Annotated in this window: 24 protein-coding genes and 1 tRNA gene; 12 read left to right on the top strand and 13 right to left on the bottom strand. The window is 64.0% G+C overall.

What is annotated here, in order from left to right:
- Positions 1 to 129: 129 nt before the first annotated feature.
- Both CR919_RS16180 and CR919_RS16175 read right to left on the bottom strand, forming a co-directional pair.
- Positions 130 to 537: a pilin gene (locus tag CR919_RS16180; protein WP_099785198.1), complete on the bottom strand. Its 408-nt coding sequence runs from the start codon at positions 535 to 537 to the stop codon at positions 130 to 132.
- A 151-nt stretch (positions 538 to 688) separates the two neighbouring features.
- Positions 689 to 1,117 carry a pilin gene (locus tag CR919_RS16175; protein ID WP_099785200.1) on the bottom strand — a complete coding sequence of 143 codons (429 nt, stop codon included), beginning with the start codon at positions 1,115 to 1,117 and terminating at the stop codon, positions 689 to 691.
- 352 nt (positions 1,118 to 1,469) lie between these two features.
- Between CR919_RS16175 and CR919_RS16170 the strand changes: the two genes are divergently transcribed.
- From CR919_RS16170 to coaE, 3 genes are read left to right on the top strand one after another with little or no spacing between them, the layout of a single operon-like run.
- Positions 1,470 to 2,729, top strand: a complete 1,260-nt coding sequence (locus CR919_RS16170; protein ID WP_099785202.1) for a type II secretion system F family protein — start codon at positions 1,470 to 1,472, stop codon at positions 2,727 to 2,729.
- A 7-nt stretch (positions 2,730 to 2,736) separates the two neighbouring features.
- On the top strand, positions 2,737 to 3,600 hold the full coding sequence (locus tag CR919_RS16165) for an A24 family peptidase (protein ID WP_025874291.1): 864 nt from the start codon (positions 2,737 to 2,739) through the stop codon (positions 3,598 to 3,600).
- Positions 3,601 to 3,611: 11 nt separating this feature from the next.
- A complete protein-coding gene (gene coaE, locus CR919_RS16160; protein ID WP_099820871.1) occupies positions 3,612 to 4,223 on the top strand; it encodes a dephospho-CoA kinase in 612 nt (203 codons plus the stop codon).
- A gap of 98 nt (positions 4,224 to 4,321) precedes the next feature.
- On the opposite strand, the gene CR919_RS21095 is transcribed toward coaE, so the two are convergent.
- Positions 4,322 to 4,600 carry a hypothetical protein gene (locus CR919_RS21095; protein ID WP_133119628.1) on the bottom strand — a complete coding sequence of 93 codons (279 nt, stop codon included), beginning with the start codon at positions 4,598 to 4,600 and terminating at the stop codon, positions 4,322 to 4,324.
- Positions 4,601 to 4,634: 34 nt separating this feature from the next.
- On the opposite strand from CR919_RS21095, the gene CR919_RS21090 reads away from it, so the two are divergent.
- On the top strand, positions 4,635 to 5,159 hold the full coding sequence (locus CR919_RS21090) for a tetratricopeptide repeat protein (protein ID WP_165787279.1): 525 nt from the start codon (positions 4,635 to 4,637) through the stop codon (positions 5,157 to 5,159).
- Positions 5,160 to 5,321: 162 nt separating this feature from the next.
- Here the strand turns inward: CR919_RS21090 and CR919_RS16145 are convergent, their stop codons facing one another.
- The 7 genes from CR919_RS16145 to CR919_RS16115 all read right to left on the bottom strand — a co-directional run bounded on the left by CR919_RS16145 (position 5,322) and on the right by CR919_RS16115 (position 10,852).
- On the bottom strand, positions 5,322 to 5,708 hold the full coding sequence (locus tag CR919_RS16145) for a hypothetical protein (protein ID WP_099820868.1): 387 nt from the start codon (positions 5,706 to 5,708) through the stop codon (positions 5,322 to 5,324).
- Positions 5,709 to 6,317: 609 nt separating this feature from the next.
- On the bottom strand, positions 6,318 to 7,688 hold the full coding sequence (locus CR919_RS16140; protein ID WP_088101008.1) for a HAMP domain-containing sensor histidine kinase: 1,371 nt from the start codon (positions 7,686 to 7,688) through the stop codon (positions 6,318 to 6,320).
- Positions 7,651 to 8,328 carry a response regulator transcription factor gene (locus CR919_RS16135; protein WP_025874286.1) on the bottom strand — a complete coding sequence of 226 codons (678 nt, stop codon included), beginning with the start codon at positions 8,326 to 8,328 and terminating at the stop codon, positions 7,651 to 7,653. Before CR919_RS16135 ends, CR919_RS16140 begins: the two co-directional genes overlap by 38 nt.
- 8 nt (positions 8,329 to 8,336) lie before the next feature.
- Positions 8,337 to 8,810 carry a hypothetical protein gene (locus CR919_RS16130; RefSeq protein WP_099820867.1) on the bottom strand — a complete coding sequence of 158 codons (474 nt, stop codon included), beginning with the start codon at positions 8,808 to 8,810 and terminating at the stop codon, positions 8,337 to 8,339.
- A gap of 88 nt (positions 8,811 to 8,898) precedes the next feature.
- Positions 8,899 to 9,375, bottom strand: a complete 477-nt coding sequence (locus tag CR919_RS16125; RefSeq protein WP_099820866.1) for a hypothetical protein — start codon at positions 9,373 to 9,375, stop codon at positions 8,899 to 8,901.
- A 255-nt stretch (positions 9,376 to 9,630) separates the two neighbouring features.
- Positions 9,631 to 10,509 carry a 30S ribosomal protein S6--L-glutamate ligase gene (gene rimK / locus CR919_RS16120; protein ID WP_025874283.1) on the bottom strand — a complete coding sequence of 293 codons (879 nt, stop codon included), beginning with the start codon at positions 10,507 to 10,509 and terminating at the stop codon, positions 9,631 to 9,633.
- A 94-nt stretch (positions 10,510 to 10,603) separates the two neighbouring features.
- The gene (locus CR919_RS16115) at positions 10,604 to 10,852 is read right to left on the bottom strand and encodes a hypothetical protein (RefSeq protein ID WP_243380257.1); all 249 of its coding nucleotides are present in this window, start codon (positions 10,850 to 10,852) and stop codon (positions 10,604 to 10,606) included.
- Positions 10,853 to 11,242: 390 nt separating this feature from the next.
- Between CR919_RS16115 and CR919_RS16110 the strand changes: the two genes are divergently transcribed.
- The gene (locus tag CR919_RS16110) at positions 11,243 to 12,817 is read left to right on the top strand and encodes an N-acetylmuramoyl-L-alanine amidase (RefSeq protein WP_133119627.1); all 1,575 of its coding nucleotides are present in this window, start codon (positions 11,243 to 11,245) and stop codon (positions 12,815 to 12,817) included.
- Positions 12,818 to 12,904: 87 nt separating this feature from the next.
- On the opposite strand, the gene CR919_RS16105 is transcribed toward CR919_RS16110, so the two are convergent.
- Together CR919_RS16105 and CR919_RS16100 are read right to left on the bottom strand one after the other, a co-directional pair.
- Positions 12,905 to 12,978 (bottom strand) — tRNA-Gly (locus tag CR919_RS16105).
- 106 nt (positions 12,979 to 13,084) lie between these two features.
- On the bottom strand, positions 13,085 to 14,929 hold the full coding sequence (locus CR919_RS16100) for an autotransporter domain-containing protein (protein ID WP_099820864.1): 1,845 nt from the start codon (positions 14,927 to 14,929) through the stop codon (positions 13,085 to 13,087).
- Between the two features lie 206 nt (positions 14,930 to 15,135).
- On the opposite strand from CR919_RS16100, the gene thiS reads away from it, so the two are divergent.
- The 4 genes from thiS (at position 15,136) to CR919_RS16080 (ending at position 18,835) form a co-directional block, all read left to right on the top strand.
- The gene (thiS, locus tag CR919_RS16095) at positions 15,136 to 15,336 is read left to right on the top strand and encodes a sulfur carrier protein ThiS (protein WP_049463882.1); all 201 of its coding nucleotides are present in this window, start codon (positions 15,136 to 15,138) and stop codon (positions 15,334 to 15,336) included.
- Positions 15,337 to 15,431: 95 nt separating this feature from the next.
- On the top strand, positions 15,432 to 16,226 hold the full coding sequence (locus CR919_RS16090) for a thiazole synthase (protein WP_089236612.1): 795 nt from the start codon (positions 15,432 to 15,434) through the stop codon (positions 16,224 to 16,226).
- The gene (trmB, locus tag CR919_RS16085) at positions 16,226 to 16,960 is read left to right on the top strand and encodes a tRNA (guanosine(46)-N7)-methyltransferase TrmB (protein ID WP_099820863.1); all 735 of its coding nucleotides are present in this window, start codon (positions 16,226 to 16,228) and stop codon (positions 16,958 to 16,960) included. Before CR919_RS16090 ends, trmB begins: the two co-directional genes overlap by 1 nt.
- Before the next feature lie 27 nt (positions 16,961 to 16,987).
- Positions 16,988 to 18,835, top strand: coding sequence for an SLC13 family permease (locus CR919_RS16080; RefSeq protein ID WP_025874276.1), 1,848 nt, complete (start codon positions 16,988 to 16,990; stop codon positions 18,833 to 18,835).
- 435 nt (positions 18,836 to 19,270) lie between these two features.
- On the opposite strand, the gene CR919_RS16065 is transcribed toward CR919_RS16080, so the two are convergent.
- Entirely contained in the window at positions 19,271 to 19,606 is a 336-nt protein-coding gene (locus CR919_RS16065; RefSeq protein WP_049469607.1) for a Rieske (2Fe-2S) protein, read from the bottom strand.
- A 178-nt stretch (positions 19,607 to 19,784) separates the two neighbouring features.
- On the opposite strand from CR919_RS16065, the gene CR919_RS16060 reads away from it, so the two are divergent.
- The 3 genes from CR919_RS16060 (at position 19,785) to mscL (ending at position 21,315) form a co-directional block, all read left to right on the top strand.
- Positions 19,785 to 20,066, top strand: a complete 282-nt coding sequence (locus tag CR919_RS16060; RefSeq protein WP_089236615.1) for a hypothetical protein — start codon at positions 19,785 to 19,787, stop codon at positions 20,064 to 20,066.
- A 70-nt stretch (positions 20,067 to 20,136) separates the two neighbouring features.
- Positions 20,137 to 20,853 carry a fumarylacetoacetate hydrolase family protein gene (locus tag CR919_RS16055; RefSeq protein WP_089236616.1) on the top strand — a complete coding sequence of 239 codons (717 nt, stop codon included), beginning with the start codon at positions 20,137 to 20,139 and terminating at the stop codon, positions 20,851 to 20,853.
- A gap of 57 nt (positions 20,854 to 20,910) precedes the next feature.
- Positions 20,911 to 21,315, top strand: a complete 405-nt coding sequence (mscL, locus tag CR919_RS16050) for a large-conductance mechanosensitive channel protein MscL (protein ID WP_046985469.1) — start codon at positions 20,911 to 20,913, stop codon at positions 21,313 to 21,315.
- The last annotated feature ends 42 nt before the right edge of the window (positions 21,316 to 21,357 follow it).

The raw sequence follows: 21,357 nt of genomic DNA, 5'->3' as shown, positions 1-21,357 counted from the left end.
GGCATCGCCAATCCATGAGCAACGCTGCCTTGCCCGGCGTTGCCGGCCCGGCAGGCTCGATCCTGACTCCCCCGGGGATGATAGCCCCGTCAAGGGTCGCCCAACATCCCATTGCCGGCTGAAATGTGATTAGCAGCCCGTTGGGCGATAGCGTGCTTCAAAGGCGCTGCCGTCGCAGCTCCAGATGCCCTCGGCGGAGCGGCGCAGGATCAGGTCCTTGCCTTCCAGGGCACTGTGGCCCTTCAGGGTGCAGCTGATATGGCCGACACCTGATTCGCTGAGTTCGGCCTCGACTACCGAGCAGTGGGCGTTCTGCGCGCCGCCGATGAGCTCTGGCGTGACCAAACTAACCGGGCGGTCATCATTGATCAGGATCTCCACCTTCCCCTTGCCCGGGGTGATATCAGCTAACGCGGCCGTCAGTTGGGCGCGCACAATGTACGGCTGGAATACCACCGTCGTGATCGCCGCCAAGATGGAAATGATGGCCACCACGATCGTCAGCTCGATGAGCGTGAACCCTTTGTGCGTGTGCATGATTCCCCCTGTCTGTCCAGCAATCCCCATTGCTGTTTGCACCCGATTTTCACGCTTCGGTTAGCACAAGGCCCGCATAAGCGGGCCTTGTGGCTATCGACGGCAAGGCTAGGAAGATTAGTCCCCTACGCCCTCCCATTTGACAGGCCGATCAGCTGCAGCCCTTCGGCTTGAACTTGTCATCAACGTTGGCAGTGACGCAAGTGAACCCGCCTGCAGTGGTAACGGCGCCGCTTGCATCAACATCAGAGTCAGCATAATTCAGCGCGATGGTGGAACCAGTGCCGATACGGCCCGGATCACGGATAGTGCAGGTCATGCCGGTAGCAGTGACAGCGATGGTCGAGCAGCTGCCAGTGGAGGTGCCCTGGAATCCAGCGCTGTTGGTATTCGGAACTCGGCCGGCGCTCTTCTCCATCTCGAACTGAGTCTTATGCGAGGCCAGGTCGGCCAGCCCAGCGGTGACCTTCGACTTCGAGGTGTAGTCCTGGTAAGCCGGCAGTGCAATGGCGGCCAGGATGGCGATGATCGCGACGACGATCATCAGTTCGATAAGGGTGAAGCCCTTCTGGTTCTTCATTGTGGTACATCCCCAAGATAGTGGTGGTTGATTTCAGTGCACAGGTAACGAGCCGGCGTCGCCGGTTGAGCGGGTCCTGTGCCCTGCGGGTGGATCAACGCAGGTTGCGTGCCAACCCCGGCACGCCTCCCCCTGGATTTCCCCGCGCCCATGATGGCAGCAATTTCGTGGATGGGAACCCCCCGTATGCGAATCTGCGATGGACGCGGCAATGTGACGCAGTGCGTCACCTTTGGTCGGCGGCCGGCACGAAATTGCATTCCGGCCCGCTCGGCAACTGCCCAGACGGCAATGAACCCGCTACCATCGGCAACTGGATGCCCGTCTGGGGATGGCGGGCCGGGGAGCCAACATGTCTGTCAGTCGCAGTGCGATCAAGAAAGAACCGGTGGCGCGCGCCACCATGGAGCTGCAGCCGTTTGTCTGGGAGGGGACCGACAAGCGGGGCGTGAAGATGAAGGGCGAGCAGTTGGCCAAGAATGCCAACCTGCTGAGGGCCGAACTCCGTCGCCAGGGAATCAACCCCGGTACGGTGAAGACGAAGCCGAAGCCGTTGTTCGGTGCTGCCGGAAAACCGATCAAACCGCGGGACATCGCCTTCTTCAGCCGGCAGATGGCCACGATGATGAAGTCCGGCGTACCGATCGTGTCGGCACTGGAGATCATCGGCAGCGGGCACAAGAACCCGCGCATGAAGAAGATGGTGGACGCCATCCGCACGGATATCGAGGGCGGCTCCTCGATGTATGAGGCGGTCAGCAAGCATCCGGTGCAGTTCGACGAGCTCTATCGCAACCTGGTGCGGGCCGGCGAAGGCGCCGGCGTGCTGGAAACCGTGCTGGACACGGTGGCCACCTACAAAGAGAACATCGAGGCGCTGAAGGGCAAGATCAAGAAGGCGCTGTTCTACCCGATCATGGTGGTGGTGGTGGCCATGCTGGTCAGCGGCATCATGCTGGTGTTCGTGGTGCCGCAGTTCGAGGATGTGTTCAAGAGTTTCGGCGCCGACCTGCCGGCCTTCACGATGCTGGTGGTGAACCTGTCGCGGTTCATGGTGTCGTGGTGGTGGTTGATGCTGATTGTTGCGATCGGAACGGCGGTCGGCGCGGTCATGGCTTACAAGCGCTCGCCAAAGATGCAGCACGCCATGGACCGGTTCGTGCTGAAGGTGCCGGTGATCGGCCAGATCATGCACAACAGCGCCATTGCCCGTTTCGCCCGCACCACCGCCGTTACGTTCAAGGCGGGCGTGCCGCTGGTGGAGGCACTCAGCATCGTGGCGGGCGCCACCGGCAATACGGTGTATGAAGAGGCGGTGCTGCGGATGCGCGATGACGTGTCTGTCGGCTACCCGGTCAACGTTTCCATGAAACAGACCAACCTGTTCCCGCACATGGTCATCCAGATGACCGGCATCGGCGAAGAGGCCGGCGCCCTGGATGCCATGCTGTTCAAGGTGGCCGAGTACTACGAGCAGGAAGTCAACAATTCGGTGGATGCCCTGAGCAGCCTGTTGGAACCGATGATCATGGTGTTCATTGGTACCATTGTTGGCGGCATGGTGATTGCCATGTACCTTCCCATCTTCAAGCTCGGCGCCGTCGTCGGATAAAACATACATGGCATTTCTTGACCAGCATCCCGGCCTCGGCTATCCCGCCGCGGCCGGCCTGGGACTGCTTCTGGGCAGCTTCCTGAACGTCGTCATCCTGCGCCTGCCCAAGCGGTTGGAGTGGCAGTGGAAGCGCGATGCGCGCGAGGTTCTGGAGGAGCCGGACTTCTACGAGCCGCCCCCGCCGGGCATCGTGGTGGAGCCTTCGCACTGCCCGCACTGCAAGCACAAGCTGGCCTGGTACGAGAACATCCCGCTGTTCAGCTGGATGATCCAAGGCGGCAAGTGCCGCCACTGCAAGGCGCCGATCTCCATCCAGTACCCGCTGGTGGAAGCGCTGACCGCAGTGATGGTGCTGGCCTGCGTGTGGCAGTTCGGCTTTGGCTGGCAGGGCTTCGGCGCGATCGTGCTGACCTGCTTCCTGATCGCCCTGTCCGGCATCGACCTGCGCACCCAGTTGTTGCCGGATCAACTGACCCTGCCGCTGATGTGGCTGGGGTTGATCGGCAGCATCGACAACCTGTACATGCCCGCCAAACCGGCCCTGCTCGGCGCCCTGCTGGGCTATCTGTCGCTGTGGTCGGTGTGGTGGCTGTTCAAGCAGCTGACCGGCAAGGAAGGCATGGGCCACGGCGACTTCAAGTTGCTGGCCGCGCTGGGGGCCTGGTGCGGCATGAAGGGCATCCTGCCGATCATCCTGATGTCGTCGGTGCTGGGCGCCCTGATCGGCTCGATCTGGCTGTATAGCCGTGGTCGTGACCGAGCGACGCCGATCCCGTTCGGCCCCTACCTGGCGCTGGCCGGCTGGCTCTTCTTCATGTGGGGCGAGCCCCTGCTGAACCAGTATCTGGTGATGAGCGGGCTGCGCTGAGGGGAGTCCCCATGAGCCAGTATGTGGTGGGCCTGACCGGTGGCATCGCCTCGGGCAAGAGTGAGGTCACCCGGCGCTTCGAGGCGCTGGGGATTGTCGTGGCCGACGCCGATCTTGCCGCACGCGCGGTGGTGACGGTGGGCAGCCCTGCCCTGTCCCTGATTGCCGAGCGCTTCGGCGCCGACATGCTGCAGGCAGACGGCAGCCTGGACCGGGCGCGCCTGCGGGCCCATGTATTCGCCGACCCGGCCGAGCGGGCGGCGCTGGAAGCGATCACCCACCCGGCCATCCGCCGTCTGATGCAGCAGCAGTGCGAGCAGGCCGCCAGCCCCTATGCGCTGGCGGCGATCCCGCTGTTGACCGAAGTGGGCGGCCGCCAGGCCTACCCGTGGCTGGACCGGGTGCTGCTGGTGGACGCGCCCGAGGCGGTACAGCACGCTCGACTGATGCAGCGCGACGGCATCGACGCGGCGCTGGCCGACCAGATGATCGCCGCCCAGGCCACCCGCGCACAGCGCCTGGCGCTGGCCGATGACGTGGTGGTCAATGATGGCCATCCGGATGACCTGCAGGCGCAGGTGGAGCGCTTGCACCTGCGGTATCTGGGGTTGGCTGCCGGGTAAGGCGGGCTTCACCCTGCATGGCTGATGTCGCCTCTTGGGTGATCTGCATCGCGCGCAGGACGATGCCCCGGCCGGGGCAATTCACAACCCCGAGGCAATCAGCGATCTTGAATGCCCCGGCGGATTGCCAGATCCACACACAGGACTGCGAGAAGAAAGAAGATCATCGCAACACCCCATTGATACGCCAACGGTCCGAAGAGATGCTTGACCATCGTGCCCACGCCACAGAACACGCGGCACCGACCGGACAGTTCGCTGACTTCATAGTGCAGCACTGCCCAACCGCTCAAAGCCGAGCAGGCGGCGAGGGCCAGACCAAACAGTACGACAAGGGGCTTACGTTTTGGCCTACGTTTTGATCTACGCTTCGACATGCATCGCCCTTGTGTCGACGTTTCCCGGAAATCCTTGGGCAACCGTCCTTTTGCCTACGATATCCGCCGGCTCGCCATGAACCTGCCGACACAAATGACAACAGTCTTTGAAAGACTATTGAATGACGGCCAGATCACGGCCGCATTGGAGCACGTCCGCGCCCATTTGGACTCGGATAGTGGCGAGGCTGATTTTCTCGCCGCCCATCTGAGCATATCCGGCGAAACGTCCGAAGTGTTTGAGGAGCACTCCATCCGTCAGCTCCGTGCCGCAGCCGCGAAGAGCTATGCCCCGGCGATTTTGCAACTCGGCATGCGCTATCTGTTCGGCGACTCAGTGGAAATCGATGTTGCGCGCGCGGCCACCTGCTTCAAATCGGCAGCCGAGGCAGGTTATCCCCCGGCGATGTACGAGTACGGCCTTGCTTTGCTCCATGGCAAGGGAGTGAAGCAGGCCAGGACAGAGGCCCTTGCTTGGATCAGGCGGGCCGCTGAAGGTGGGGACGAGACTGCGCAGGAGTTCGTGCTTGCGCACGGGCTCATGCACGCCGATGACTGACACACTGTCACGATCCGAATTGGAGCCTGCGGCGTGACGGGCATCGTACTTGCTCGACGGCCAGTCTGATCTGGTAACAACCGCCGGGCGTGGCCCGGCGTTATCGGATACCCATGGAACAGCCGCGCAGTGCGGGGATGAGCATCCACGCATGGCGTGGATCTACTCCAGCTGCTGGCGGGCGTAGCGGGCGAGCTCGCGGGTGGCCAACAACAGTCCTTCCACCACGTCCGGCGGCAGCTGCTGGCCTGCGCTGCCCTGCACCCGCGCCGCTTCGGCGGCGTGCAGCATCTGGATCAACGCATTGAGGCCGGCCAGGGTGCGGCTCAGGCTGGCCAGGGTCACTGCCTGCGATGGGGTGAGACCTGCCCCCTGCCGGGTCTGGCCATCGGCGTTGTCGCGGCCATCCATGCGCGCCATCAGTGCCGGTAGCAGGTCGCTGGGTTCGGCCAGCACGTCTTCGATGCGTTCGGCGATGTCGGCCGGCAACTGATCGGCGGATTCGCCGACCAGGCGGCGCAGGTTCGGATAGGTGGTGCGTGCAGACATGGCAATGCTCCTCGCAGACGGCAAGGCCACCCGCGGATGCGGGGTGGCGGACGGTGCGGGTTGGCGTACCGGATCACAACAATCAACAAAACACTCCGGCGGACTCTTCAAAGTCCCCACGCACCGCCCGCCAAAGCAAGGGCATCGCGGTGCATTTTCCATGACGGCCTTCGGCGCATCAGAGGTTTGTTGATTGTTGGGTCGATTTCAGGACGCCAATCCCGGCCAGGGCGATGGCCCCAGCCATGCCATTTCGCCAGCTGCATGCACTGCGGTCATGAGGCGAAAACGCCATGTGGGCCAACCGTCTGCGGAACCGTGCGGTGTGACACGCTCAGCGCGCGGACTGCATCACGCAGGTGTCGTGCCGGGCCAGAGACACCGCGCCTTCGCGAAAGCTGCATTGGCGTTGCATGCGACATATCGCGCCGAGTGGGAGATTTTGGCGACGGATGGATTTGTGCCGACCAAGGTCGGCACCCACCAGAGCAGCATCGGCGACCGGAGGATTCGTGCCGACCAAAGTCGGCACCTACCAAAGCGGCATCGGTGACGGATGGATTCGTGCCGACCAAGGTCGGCACCCACCAAAGCAGCAGCCAGAATGGGTTACAGCGGCTTCGGCGAGAACGTCAGCGTGGCGATCACGCCGCGGGCGCCGCCCGGGCGCACGCTTACCTGCCAGCCGTACAGATCGCACAGGCGGCTGACGATCGACAGGCCGATGCCGCCGCCCTGCGAGTGACCGGCGTGGGTGCCGCGATAGCCACGCTGGAACAGCTTGGCGGCATCTTCCTCGCTCAGGCCGGGCCCGCTGTCGGTTACCGACACGGCGTTGGCGCCCACATGCACGCGCACCTCGCCGTCCTGCGAATACTTCACCGCATTGCCGATCAGGTTGCCCAGCGCCACCGACAACGCCGCTTCGGGGGCATCGATGACCAGATCGCGCTCGCCATCAAGGTGCAGTTCCAGCGGCTTGCCACCCAACTGCGCGCGATGCGCATCCAGCAGCTGTTCGGCCACACGCGCCACATTGCTGCTGCCCTGCCCGCGTTCGTTGCGCGACAGCAGCAACAGCGCGCCGATCAGATCGCTGCACTGCTGCTCGGCACGCTGGATGCGCTGCAGGCGTTGCAGCACCTTCTCGTCCAGGCCCGGGCGGGTCAGCAGCAGTTCGGTGGCGCCACGGATCACCGCCAACGGCGTACGCAGCTCGTGGCTGACGTCCGCATTGAACTCACGGTCGCGCTGCACCACTTCGGTCAGCCGCGAGGAATAATCATCCAGCGCCTGCGCCAGCTGCCCCACTTCGTCATCGGGGAAGCGCGGCGCCAACGGCTCGGGCTCACTGGTACCGCCACGATACGCACGCAGACGTGCGGCCAGATCCGAGACCGGCTTCATCACCTTGGAGGCCGACCACCAGCCCAGCACCAGCGACAGCAGGCTGAATACCAGCACCGACAGGAACAGCGCGCGGTTGAGCTGTTGCCCACCACGAACGCTGTCGGTCATGTCGTAGGCCAGGAACGCCCAGGCATCAGGAGTCTTGCGCACGGCCAGCTTGTAGGAATAGCGCTCACCGCGCTCGTCCACACCGCCCATGTTGTACAGGCCGTCCTTGAACTCGTACCAGTCCGGCTCTTCCTCGCGCAGCGCCTCGAACTTGTCCGGCTTGATCAGGCGCGCGCGCATCTGCTGCACCGGCAGATCGGGGTTGCGGTCCGGGCTTTCGTAGTAACGCCGCACGTACTCGCTGATATTGCGGTTCATCACGTCTTCCACCAGCTGGTTTTCCACCCGCATGCGGGCCCAGTTGGTGGCGAACGCGAACAGTGTCGTCAGGCAGAAGCCCAACAACACGAACGAGACAATGATGCGGCTGCGCAGGCGCCGCCGATAAGGCGTGCGCCGGCGCTCCCCCTTGCTTGCCACCGAATCAGGCTTCCGGCGTGGCGATGCGGTATCCGATGCCATGGCGGGTCTGGATCATCGGCACTTCAAAGGGCTTGTCCACCACGGCGCGCAGGCCATGGATGTGCACGCGCAGCGAATCGGAGTCCGGCAGCTCTTCGCCCCAGACACGGGTTTCCAGTTCCTGCCGGGTGACCACGGCCGGGGCCGCTTCCATCAACGCCTGCAGGATCTTCAGTGCGGTCGGGTTGAGCTGCAGGAGCTTGCCCTGGCGGCGCACTTCCAGCGTATCCAGGTTGTATTCCAGATCACCGGTTTCCAGCACGCGGGTCTGCACGCCCTTGCCGCGACGCGACAGGGCGTTCAGACGCACTTCGACTTCCTGCAGCGCGAACGGCTTGATCAGGTAGTCGTCAGCACCGGAATCGAAGCCGGCCAGCTTGTTGTCCAGCGAATCGCGCGCGGTCAACATCAGCACCGGGGTCTGCTTGCGCGCTTCGTTGCGAAGCTTGCGGCAGACCTCGATACCGTCCATGCCGGGCAGGTTGAGATCCAGGACAATCGCGTCGAACTCATGCACGACAGCCAGATGCAATCCGGTCACTCCGTCGGCAGCGAAGTCCACGGTGTGGCCCCGGTCCTCCAGGTAGTCACCCAGATTGGCCGCAATGTCGCTGTTGTCTTCGATTACCAGGATTCTCACTGTCACCTCTAATTGACGAATTTACCGACGCGCTGGGCCTGGCCCATGTCGCGCTGTGCCTTGTCCTTCTGCCGAGCACGCTCGGCGACGGTCATGCATTGCGTGGACGACATGTTGGAGCCAATGGTCTTCTCACGTCGGCATATTAGACGACTATCTTCACGCGCCTGTGTCAAAACGGTGTTCACGACCTGCTGATCGTTGAAGACCTCAGTTCGTACCGATTCAGGCATCGCGTCCTTGGTCGGATACTGCTCGGCAGCGCTACGGATGCGAACCAGGGTCTCGCGGACCTTGCCGCGCTCTTCCTGGCGCAGCTCGGAATAGGTTTCGCCATCGTTGAGCTCGATCTCGATGCGCTCAACCTGCTGCAGCAGCGGCTTGCCCGGCAGGAAGACCTCTTCGGCACTCTTGGCCCCTGCCGAGGCAGCGACCAGGGCCAATGCCGAAACCAGAACGGCCGATATCACTGGATGCTTCATACAAACGAATCCCTGTCTGAGGTGAACGCCGACTGTATGCGGATGCACGCTCTGCCAGCAAGTGCTGGCCGGCAGGGTGCAGGTAGCCTTACAGCTTGGAATCCGGGTTCACGTTGCTGTAGGTGCGCTGGTCGTTGAGCAGGGCCTTGCCCCTCTCTTCGATACGGCGGCGTTCGGCCACGGTCATGCAGCGGCTCTTGGGCATGTTGCTGCCCGTGGTGCGCTGGTATGAGCAGATCTGGCGACTGTCGTCGTGGGCGCGCGTCAGGATGCTGTTGACCCGCTCCTGATCGTTGAAGACGTCATTCTGCACCTGCGGCGGCAGCTCCTGGACAGTCTGCCGGTCGCCCATCCGTTGGGTGATCCGCGCCAGTGCCTGCTGGACCTGGCTGCGGTCCTCGGAGGAGATTTCGTTGTAATCGCCCTGCTGCAGGGCTTTTTCGACCTGGCGGACCTGCTCGGCCACCGGGCTCTGGCGGTCCATCTGCACAGCCGCCTTTTCCGGCTTGGCCAGTGCAACGCCAGGCAGGCACAACAACAGCACGATCATCGTGGTGCGGTACATCGCCAACCTCCCGATCCTTCGGAACGAAGGCCCAACTCTACGAGTGTCCCCACGTGCCCACAAGGGCCCCTTGGCAGGGGGACACTGGGCATAAAAAAGACCCAGGCGGTGCACCCGCCTGGGCCTGAAGTTGTATCCCGATACCGATCCTGCTGAGAGGCAGAGCTGCGGTTCGTTGAAGGCTACGCCCGGGGCGATTAAAGCGGTGTTAAACCCGCCAATCCCGCCTGAACTAAATTTCAAATCATTGAAATATCAGGATTTTTTGATTTTCTCGACATGCTCGATGATGCGTGCGGCGACATCCACCCCGCAGGCCGCCTCGATCCCTTCCAGGCCGGGAGTGGAGTTCACCTCCAACACCAGCGGGCCGCGCTCGGAGCGGATCAGGTCCACCCCGCATACCCCCAGCCCCAGCGCCTTGGCCGAACGCACCGCCACCTGCTGCTCGGCCCGGCTGGCCTTGGACGCCACCGCGGTACCGCCGGCATGCAGGTTCGAGCGGAAATCCCCTTCCGGAGCCTGGCGCTGCATCGACGCCACCACCTGATCGCCGACCACGAAGCAGCGCAGGTCGGCGCCCTTGGCCTCGCCGATGAACTCCTGCATCAGGAAGTTGGCATACAGCCCACGCAGGGCTTCGACGATGCCGCGCGACGCGCTGGCCTTCTCGGTGAGGATCACGCCACGGCCCTGGGTGCCTTCATTGAGCTTCACCACATGCGGCGGCGGGCCGAGCATGGACAACAGGTCGACGGTGTCGTCCGGGTTGTCGCCAAAAACAGTGACCGGCATGTCGATGCCCTTGGCGGCCAGCAGCTGGTGTGCCCGCAGCTTGTCGCGCGAGCGCAGGATCGCGTCGGATGGATTGGGCGTGCGCGCGCCCATCAATTCGAACTGGCGCAGCACGGCGGTGCCATAGCGGGTGACCGAAGCACCGATGCGCGGAATGACCGCGTCCACGCCAGTCATCGGCCGGCCCTTGTAGTGCATGGAAAAGCCGTCCGCGGCGATGCGCATGTAGCAGCGCAGGGGATCGAGGATGCGCACGGTGTGGCCGCGCGCACGTGCGGCCTCGACCAGCCGACGGGTGGAGTACAGCCGGGTGTTGCGGGACAGGATGGCGAGCTTCATCGCAGTGGGATCGGTCGGCAGGCGCGCAGCATAGCGTGGCGGCGTTGCGCCTGGATGATGCTGTTCGGTCCACGCGCGGCAGTGACCGCCCCGCTCAATCGGGGCCTGGCAGCGCCGGCGGATATGTGCGCGCCGCTTCGCCCAGTGCCGCGATGCAGGCCATCTGGATCGCCGACCCACTGAAGGCCTCCTGATAGATCTGCCCGATCAGCCGCGCGGCCTCCGGACCACCGGCGCGCCCGAGTGCTCGAACCGCTTCAACCTGTTTGGCCGAGCCGATGCCGGCGGAAAGAAAGATCCTGTGCAGCCGTGTGACAACGTCATCCCTGCTTTCCACGCGCATGTTTCCACTTGAAAGGAGTCTGGACGCTACCGCGCACTGCCTGCACGGGAAATGCGGATTGTTGGAAACGAACGCCCCGCGCTCGGCCTGAATCGGGCCCGACAGAATCTAGCCGATGCGAACGAAGCGGGCCAATCTGAATCGCTCGCCCAAGCGACTTTTGAATGTGCGAGGTCAGGAGGGCGCCCCAGCCAGCTCGACGCCGTAGGGCAATGCCGCGACAGCACTTGGCCATTCCCCTACCCAGCATCTTGCACGCATGGAAAGGCCACCGTTCACCTTCGCCGACTGGAATTACCTGCAATAGACGGGGAGTTACCTGACTTCAAACGACGCGATCATTGTTGATAACCTCGGACGCAGGGGATCCATCAGCAAAGGAGATGCATGATGTCTGTTACGCAACGTGGGAGCTTGGCTTGTATCGTCGCAGGGCTGGCACTTTCTGTAGCACTCGCCGCCAATGCAAGCACGCAACAAACACAGCCTCAGCAGCAACAGCGACTTCCCTCTGTGGCGGAAAGCATGTCGATTTTCCGACAGCTGGAGCCTGAACTGCAGCGTTTTGTGGATCAGCAGACGCGGCTACCGGGCCAAGAAGAGCATGTACTTGTCCGGATCACTCCTGAGCCCTCTACAGGCATAGTCTGGATTGATCTGGATTCGGGCTATTTTCCTAAAGGGGCGACGGAGCTGAGTGAGAGTTTCGGCGAAAAGATCGGCGAGATCGAGGCCGAGCTTTACGAGTACCTCTCCGGAACTGTCGGATTCAAGTACGTTATTGCACGAATCGGGGGTAAAACGATCAATGAAATCCTTCCCCCAGAGCGTCTACTGAAACACAAGGACCAGCGCAGCACTCGCGCTGCGTCAGCCCCCGTGCCGGGTTTGGTTGTCATCAATCCTGGCCACGGCAAGTACTTCCACTATGGGAGTAATTCCTGGGAGTACGAGCGACCTGAACCCTATGCAGGCACCACCGACGTGCACGAAGACGACATCACACCGCGCTTTGCTTCGATGCTCAACACATGGCTCACCTCCCGCAGCAGAGATTTCGTCACCGAAGTCCGGCATACAAGGGCCATCGGAAATCCGTTCATCGAGGAGGAAAGCAATCTATCCTGGAAAGATCTGGCCGCTCGCTACTACATCAAGTCACTGCTGCCCGACGAGGGCCCCGCAATCTGGAACCGCTTCCCCAACGGCCAGCCCAACCGTCGTGAACTTCGCGAGCAGGACGATGACATCGCAGCCCGCGCCAGATACGCCAATCACATCAATGCAGAGACTTTCATCTCTCTGCATACCAACGCGGCCACTGCAACCGCACGCGGGGCGCTGGTGATGACCAAACTGGATGATCCATCATCTGTACAACTTTCCAACAACATTCTCTGCTACATGAAAGAGCAGATAAATGCGCTGGAGAACTACGCGGACTTCATCATCAGGCCGAACCTCGTCAATGGCAATAACAAGGCAGAAGTCCGCGATGCAGAGATGCCCACAGCACTGATTGAAGTAGCCTTCCATTCCAACACCGAAGACGCCAAAGCACTTCAGGACTCAGAGTTCCGTGCTGCGGCCATGAAGGGGGTGGAGAAGGGCTACCGAACGTACAGAGCGGGCGAGACCGATTGTCGACCACTGACGATCACTAGTCTGCCTCCGGTCACCGGCCCACATCTCACCGATATTCCTTATAGCTTCCAGTTCACGGGATCACCGACCTATCCGCTGTACCTTCGCAGCAAAGTTGTGACCTGCCCTCCGGATTACCACTGCAGCCAGAATTCCACGCAGTACGTATCTCCCGGCAGCACGCCAGGCACACTGAGTGCAGCTGCCAATTGCACTACTGTGCGCCCAGTTGCAGGCGCTGTCATTGAGGTTGATCGTTATCTTGAAGACTCTGACGGCGTCAGGAGTCCCTTGGTGCGTAGCAACATCACCTGCACATGACGCAGGCCAATCATTTCCCACCGTAGTTTGCTATACCGGTCGAAGAGTCGCGGAGCGGCTGGAGAAGCCCCGGCCCCTTGGGAGACATGGAGCGGGCGAAGGGAATCGAACCCTCGTCAGTAGCTTGGGAAGCTACAGCTCTACCATTGAGCTACGCCCGCGTTGCCCAACAAGTCTATGCGGGGCACGTGTTCAAACGCAACGGGCAGGCCCTTGCAGCCTGCCCGTCGGGCAGACGGCAGGCCCGCAGGCCCGCCGTCGTGTGCATCAGAAGCTGCCGCTGAAGCTGGCAAACAACGTCGCGTCCTGCGCACGCTTCTGCAGGGTGGTGGCGCTCAGGCCGATGTTGCTCTGCAGGCCGAACAGTTCCATGCGCGCGCCCAGGATCGCGGTTGCATAGTTCTTGTCGAAGTCCATGCCCGGCACGCGGTACATGCCCACGTCCGGCAGGCTCTGCACCCAGGCGCTGGCCTGCTTGGTGTCTTCGAACTCGTGGTCGTAGGTCACCTGCACGTAAGGCTTGACCGTGCCGCCATCGAAGCGGGCCTGCCAACCGATACGGCCCACGGTGGAATCGACATCCTGCTTGCCGTAGCCCAGCGCGGTAGCCAGAGTGCCGGCATCGGCGCTTTCGGTGTAACCGTCGATCTTGACCTGCTGCCAGATCACCGAGGCGATCGGGCCGTGGCGGAAGCCGCCTTCGGTGCCGAACTCGTAACCGGCGTTCAGGGCGGCGGTCAGGTTGCTGCCGTCCGGCGAGCCGCTGTGTTCGCGGGTTGCCGGGCCGAGCTGGACCTTGCGGTTCACGTCATAGGACAGCCAGGTGTAGCTGACCTGGCCATTGACCCAGATGCGGTCGCCGTACCAGCCAGCGAACAGACCTGCGGTAGTGTCCTTCTGGGTGAAGTCGCCACGGCTGTTGCCGAAGTCGGCGTTCAGACGGCCAAAGCCGGCGAAGCCGCCGAAGACCATGCCGTCACGCGCCCAGTCGATACCGAACAGGCCGGCCGGGGCCAGGCCGTCGTACAGATCGGCGTGGTCATAGCGCTGCATGTCGCCGCGCACGCCGCCCCACCACGACAGGCCGTCAGCCGGGCGACCCGCCTGGTGCAGGCTGACCTGGTCGGCACGCGAGCGGCCGATGGTCTGTGCCGAATGGCTCAGCACCTGCTGCAGGCGCGGACCTTCGAGGATCGACACCGCGTACTGGCCCAGCAGCGCATGACCGGCGGTGGTCGGGTGCACGCCGTCGGCGAACAGATAGGCGGTGGCCGCATCCGGGCTGACGTAGCTGGTCGGGTTGCAGGTCAGGATGCTGGTGGTGGTGTCAGCAGGGTTGATCCTGCAACCGGTGTCGGTGACGTTGCGGAAACCGTACATGGCCGGGTTGGCCGCCACTTCACGCAGCACGGTGAAGGTATCGAGCGGGATGAACTCGATGCCGGCCTGCTTCAGGCCGCCATACAGGGCCTTGTTGTAACCGGCCGCCAGCGCGGTGGCCTGCGCGGCACCGGCCGGACCCAGCGAACGGAACTGCGGAGCAATGCCGACGTCCGGCAGGTTGGGGACGAGCACGTACTCGGCACCGGCCTGCTTGAGGGCGCCCACCAGGGCCACCTGGTCGGTGACGGCCGCGCCGATGATGGCCTGCGCCTGGGCCGGCGCACGCGCTGCGGCGAACAGGTCGTTGGCACCGCCCCAGACCGTGTACAGGGCATTGGCGTCAGCCTTGCCGCCGTTGGCAGCCAGGTAGCGGGCCGCCTGGCTCTTCAACGAGGGAATGGTGCCAAGGGCACTGGCCACGTCGACGCCGACACGGGCACCGCCGACAGCGTAGTTGTCGCCGTTCTGGCCATTGCCGTTGGCAGCGCCATTGAGGCCGTAGTAATTGGCGACCTGCTGCGACCACACCCAACCCGGGTTGGTGGTGAACTGGCCGGTGACCGGGCGCACGTCGGCCGGCAGCAGCGGACGGAAGTAGCCGGCGTCAGTCAGGCTGTCACCGAAGAAGACCGCATGGCTGTAGGGGGATTCGCCTGCCATGGCCGGCAGCGCGGCCAGCGCGATCGCGGCCGCCATGAGGGAGCGGATCGGGCGTTTGCTGAGCAGCATGTAAAAACTCCTGTGGGGATATCGTTGGGGATCCGACGCACGTACGCCGGCGCACGGTGAATGGTTTCACTGCGCCGCCAATTGCTCACGCTGCGCCGCCGCATGGATTGTCGCCCGAGGCAGGCCCGGCGGGCTTTGCTGGTACGGGTGTAGTGCACAACTTGCAACGGTTCCGATGCGAACCGGCGATCAGCGACAATGGCCGCATGAACATCCAGCTCAATGGCGAACCCCGCACCCTGCCCGCTTCGGCGACCCTCCTGGACCTGCTCGCGGCCGAGCAGCTGCTGCAACGCCGGGTGGCGGTGGAGGTCAACGGCGAGATCGTCAGCCGCAGCCGTCACGCCGAGCACAGGCTGGCCGAGGGCGATGTGGTGGAGATCGTGCATGCGCTGGGCGGTGGTTGAGACAGCGGGGTCAGAGCCCGTTGCCTGTGGCAAAGGGATCCGACCCCACCTTCTGCGACGACCCCATCTTCAGGCGGATAAGCGATAATCGCGTCATGAACGCTCATGTCTCCCCCGATTCGCTGGTGATCGCCGGCAAGACCTACAGCTCGCGGCTGCTGACCGGCACCGGCAAGTTCAAGGATCTGGAAGAAACCCGCCTGGCCACCGAGGCCGCAGGCGCCCGGATCGTCACCGTGGCCATCCGCCGTACCAACATCGGGCAGAACCCGGGCGAGCCGAACCTGCTCGACGTGCTGCCACCGGACCGTTACACCATCCTGCCCAACACCGCCGGCTGCTACACCGCCGAGGATGCCGTGCGCACCTGCCGCCTGGCCCGCGAACTGCTGGACGGCCACAACCTGACCAAGCTGGAAGTGCTGGGCGACCAGAAGTCGCTGTACCCGGACGTGGTGCAGACCCTCAAGGCCGCCGAACAGCTGGTCAAGGACGGTTTCGAGGTGATGGTCTATACCTCCGACGACCCGATCCTGGCCAAGCGCCTGGAAGAGATCGGCTGCGCTGCGGTGATGCCGCTGGCCGCGCCGATCGGCTCGGGCCTGGGCATCCAGAACAAGTACAACCTGCTGCAGATCATCGAAGACGCCAAGGTGCCGATCATCGTCGACGCCGGCGTGGGCACTGCTTCGGACGCGGCGATCGCGATGGAGCTGGGCTGCGACGGCGTGCTGATGAACACCGCCATCGCCGGTGCGCGCCACCCGGTGCTGATGGCCAGCGCGATGCGCAAGGCCGTGGAAGCAGGCCGCGAGGCATTCCTGGCCGGCCGCATTCCGCGCAAGCGCTACGCCAGTGCGTCCTCGCCGATCGATGGGTTGATCGGCTGATGACCAATCCATTTGACAGCGCCGGTTCGAAGGCGCCGCCCAAGCCGTTCACGGTCAACGAAGGCCGCCGTGAAGTGCGCAGCTTCGTGCTGCGGCAAGGCCGTTTCACCCCCGCCCAGCAGCGCGCGTTCGACGAGCGCTGGCCGCGTTTCGGCCTGGATTTCAGCGGTGAACCGCGTGATCTGGATGCCACCTTCGGCCGCGATGCGCGCAAGGTGCTGGAAATCGGCTTCGGCAACGGGGCCGCGCTGCGCTTTGCCGCACAGCATGACCCCAGCCGCGACTACATCGGCCTGGAAGTGCATGCGCCCGGCGTCGGTCGCCTGCTGAACGCGCTGGCCGAGGACAACGTCGACCACGTGCGCCTGTACCACCACGACGCGGTGGAAGTACTGGAAAAGGAAATCGCCGATGGCGCGCTGGACGAGGTGCGCATCTACTTCCCCGACCCGTGGCACAAGAAGCGCCACAACAAGCGTCGCCTTATCCAGCCGGGTTTTGCCGAGCTGCTGGTGCGCAAGCTGCGCTCCGGTGGCCGTCTGCACTGCGCCACCGACTGGGAGGATTACGCCGAGCAGATGTGGGACGTGCTGGATGCCACCCCCGGCCTGGTCAACCGTGCCGGCCCGCGTGGCAGCGTGCCGCGCCCGGACTGGCGCCCGCAGACCCACTTCGAGACCCGCGGCCAGAAGCTCGGCCATGGTGTCTGGGACCTGTTGTACGACCGCACCTGATGAACGCCTGAGGACGCCGCGCCCCACATGGATACCGCGCTGACGCTGACCACTGACATGAAGCTCGTGCTCGGGCTGGTCGGCTTCACAATGGCGATGTTCCTGTTCGAGCGCATCCGCGCCGACGTGGTCGCGCTGGTGGTGCTGGTGGTGCTGGGCGTGACCGGCCTGATCGCGCCGGAGGAAATCTTCGGCGGCTTCTCCGGCAACGCGGTGATGAGCATCATCGCCACCACCATCCTCGGCGCGGGCCTGGACCGCACCGGTGCGCTGAACCGCCTCGCGGCCTGGCTGCTGCGGCGCGGGCATGGCGTGGAGCAGCGGCTGCTGATGATGACCACGGCCATCGCCGGCCTGAACTCGTCCTTCATGCAGAACCCCTCGGTGATGGCGCTGTACCTGCCGGTCGCCTCGCGCCTGGCCGCACGCACCGGGCTGACCATGCAGCGTCTGCTGCTGCCGATCTCGGCGGCGATCGTAATGGGTGGCGCGCTGACCATGGTCGGCAACTCGCCGCTGATCCTGCTGAACGATCTGCTGGCCTCGGCCAACAACAACCTGCCCTCCGGCCTGGCCACCATCGAGCCGCTGCGCATGTTCGCGCCGCTGCCGATCGGCATCGCCCTGCTGATCGCCTCGCTGCTGTATTTCCGCTATTACGGCGACCGCAAGCTGGTGGAAGAGGAAAGCCTGGTCAACGACGGCACCACGCCGGCCCGCACCGAAAGCTACTTCGCCAAGACCTACGGCATCGAAGGCGATGTGTTCGAGCTGGTGGTCACCGCCGAGAGTCCGCTGGTCGGCATGACCCTGGGCGAAGCGGAGAACCTGCATGACGCGCCGCTGCTGCTGGCACTGAAGACCGGCAATGACACCCGCCTGGCACCGCCGGCGGAAATGCGCATCTGGGTGGGCAGCGTGCTCGGCGCGATGGGCCCGCGCCAGCAGATCCACGATTTCGCGCAGAACCAGTTCCTGCGCATGTCCTCGCGCCTGAAACACCTGGGCGACCTGTTCAATCCCAGCCGCGCCGGCATTTCCGAGGCGGTGGTGCCGCCGACCTCCGGCGTCATCGGCAAGACCGCAGGCGAGCTGCGCCTGCGCAAGGAACGCGGCATCAGCCTGCTGGCGATCAACCGCGACAAGCAGGTGATCCGCGAGGATGTGCGCGATGTGCAGCTGCGCGCCGGCGACATGCTGGTCTTCCACAGCATCTGGACCGACCTGGCGCAGGCCGCCAAGAGCCGCGACTTCGTGGTGGTGACCGACTATCCCACCGGCGAGCAGCGCCCGCACAAGTTCAAGATCGCCATGGCGATCTTCGCGCTGACCATCCTGATCGCGCTGACCAGCAAGCTGCCGGTAGCACTGACCCTGATGACCGGCGTGGCCGGCATGCTGTTGACCGGCGTGCTGCGCATGGACGAGGCCTATGCCTCGATCAACTGGAAGACGGTATTCATGATGGCCGGGCTGATTCCGCTCGGCTGGGCGATGGATTCCAGTGGCGCGGCGGCGTGGGTGGCCGGCCATACCATCGACAAGCTGCCCACCGGCATTCCGATCTGGGTGCTGGAGCTGGCGCTGGCGCTGCTGACCACGGTGTTCTCGCTGGTGATCAGCCATGTCGGCGCGACCATCGTGATGGTGCCGATCGCGGTGAACCTGGCGCTGGCGGCAGGCGGTAATCCCACGGCGTTCGCGCTGATCGTGGCGCTGTCGGCGTCCAACAACCTGATGACGGCGTCGAACCCGGTGATTTCGATGATCACCGGCCCGGCCAACTACACCCCACGCGAGATGTGGCGGGTCGGCGGCCCGCTGTCGCTGATCTATACGTGCGTGGTGGTGGTGATGATCAACCTGATGTTCTGAGGGTTGGGGTTGGTTGGCAGGGCTGCGCCCTGCACCCGCAGAGGCAACGGCAACGGCAACAGCCGGAGCAACAGCAAAAGCTGGCTATCCGTGGGTTGGCGGGGTGGGTCCGGTTGCGGGGGACGCTGCAAGTACGTCCCTGTAAGCTCGGTCGCGCCATCCATGGCGCTCACGCCCCCGCAACCGGACCCACCCCGCCTTCGACAGATCGCTGCAATCTGCAGTAGATCCACGCCATGCGTGGATGGATCTGGATACCTGTTGATCTGGTGGGTGCGGACTGTTGGCTTGGTGGATGCGGACTGTTGGCTTGGTGGATGCGGACTGTTGGCTTGGTGGGTGCGGACTGTTGGCTTGGTGGATGCGGACTGTTGGCTTGGTGGATGCGGACTGTTGGCTTGGTGGGTGCGGACCGTTGGTCCGCACACCGATGCATCAGGCCAGGTAGACCTGCCCATCCCGCACGTCCACCGGCACGGCGCGCAGGCGGTCGCCCTTGCAGGGGCCGGCGATGCAGTCGCCACTGTCCAGCGCGAACGAGGCGCCGTGGGCGGCGCAGACAAGGTGGCCTTCGCGGCTCTTCAGGAACTGGCCGGGTGCCCAGTCCAGGCGGCGGCCCGCGTGCGGGCAGATGTTCAGGAACGCGCGCACCTGCTCACCGTCGCGGTACAGCAGCAGCGACTCGGCATCGCCATCGACCACCGCTTCAACCTCGGCAAACGCGCCATCGGCAATGGCATCCAGGGTGATCAGGGCGACAGCGGCAGTCATGGCGAAGGCTCGGACGGAATCGCGCATTGTCGCATGCCTGGTCATGTGACTAGCTGCGACATGAACACAAGTCATTGATCCGTAATAAGCCAAGGCTGTATTTAACGAGTTTTTCACTCAATGACAGTGGCAGCTGCCGATACTCATGGCTCGCTGATTTCCAGCCTATCGAGCCACCATGTTCAATCGCGATTTCGCCTTCAACCAGTTCCGCACCCTGTTTGCCCCGCGCAAGCCGCGCCATCCGCTGGTGCGCGTTGCCGTAGGCCTGCTCGGCCTGGCGATCCTGGCCGCGATGGTGTTCATCGGCGTATTCGTCGGTGCCGCCATGATCCTGGTGGGCCTGGCGTGGAAGCTGCTGGCTTCGCGCAAGCCCGGCCCGAGCCGCCCGGCCGACCCGAACGTGGTCGAGGGTGAGTACCACGTGGTGCGCAAGTCGGCGCTGCCGGCCTCGCGCTGATCGACGCTGCCCGCTGACGGCGGGCCTTGCTGCGTTCTAGACTGCGGGCACTCCCTTCCTGGATGCCCGCATGTCCGATGTCTCCGATGTGATCCCTGCTGCAGCCACGCCGCGTGTACCGGTTGTTGGCGGCGGCAGTTTTCCTGTGCACCGCATCTACTGCGTCGGCCGCAACTTCGCCGACCATGCGCGTGAGATGGGCGCTGCCGTGCCTGCCGCAGACGATCGCGGCCGCCCGATGTTCTTCACCAAGCCGGCCGACGCCATCGTGGTCGGCCACGATGATGTGATCCCCTACCCGCCTGCCACCAGCAACCTGCACCACGAGGTGGAACTGGTGGTGGCGATCGGCCGTGACGCGCCCGCCGGCGAGCTGGCCGTGGGCGATGCCGAGGCGCTGGTGTATGGCTATGCCGTGGGCCTGGACCTGACCCGCCGCGACCTGCAGGCCGCCGCCAAGGAAAAGGGCCACCCGTGGGATTCGGCCAAGGGTTTCGATGCCTCCGCGCCGATCAGCGAGATCGTGCATGCCGGTGAAGTCGGCGACCTGGCTGCGCTCAACCTGTCGCTGGAGATCAACGGCGAAGTACGCCAGCAGTCCCTGCTCGACCAGATGATCTGGAACGTGCCGGAGATCCTGCACGAGCTGTCCAAGCTGTGGCAGCTGCGTGCCGGCGACCTGGTGTTCATGGGTACGCCGTCCGGCGTGGCCGCGCTGAAGCCCGGCGACCGTTTCAGCGCACGTCTTGAGAACGTGGCCGAGCGCCACGGCGTGATCGCCGGCTGACATCACCTGCGCTACCCTGCGCGCTGTCCCCCCCTCGCCCTCAGGAGAAAAACAACAATGGGAATGCTCACCGAGTTCAAGGAATTCGCGATGCGCGGCAACGTCATCGACCTCGCCGTCGGCGTGGTGATCGGCGCGGCCTTCGGCAAGATCGTCACCGCGCTGGTGGAGAAGATCATCATGCCGCCGCTGGGCATGCTGATCGGCAAGGTCGATTTCTCGCAGCTTGCGTGGACGCTGTCGCCGGCCAGCATCGGCGCCGATGGCAAGGAGATCCCGGCAGTGGTGATCGGCTACGGTGATTTCATCAACACGCTGATCCAGTTCGTGATCGTGGCCTTCGCCATTTTCCTGGTGATCAAGGTGATCAACCGCCTGTCGCGCAAGAAGGAAGCGGCACCGGCTGCGCCGGCCGAAGAAGTGGTGCTGCTGCGCGAGATCCGCGACAGCCTGAAGAAATAAGGTGTCGGGCGCCGTTGGCGCCCCCGCCGCCTGTAGAGCCGA

The sequence above is a fragment of the Stenotrophomonas sp. LMG 10879 genome (assembly GCF_002750935.1).
GTDB lineage: Bacteria > Pseudomonadota > Gammaproteobacteria > Xanthomonadales > Xanthomonadaceae > Stenotrophomonas > Stenotrophomonas lactitubi_B.
Note: the sequence above shows the minus strand (reverse complement) of the source record. Positions and strands in the feature narration are given on the sequence as shown.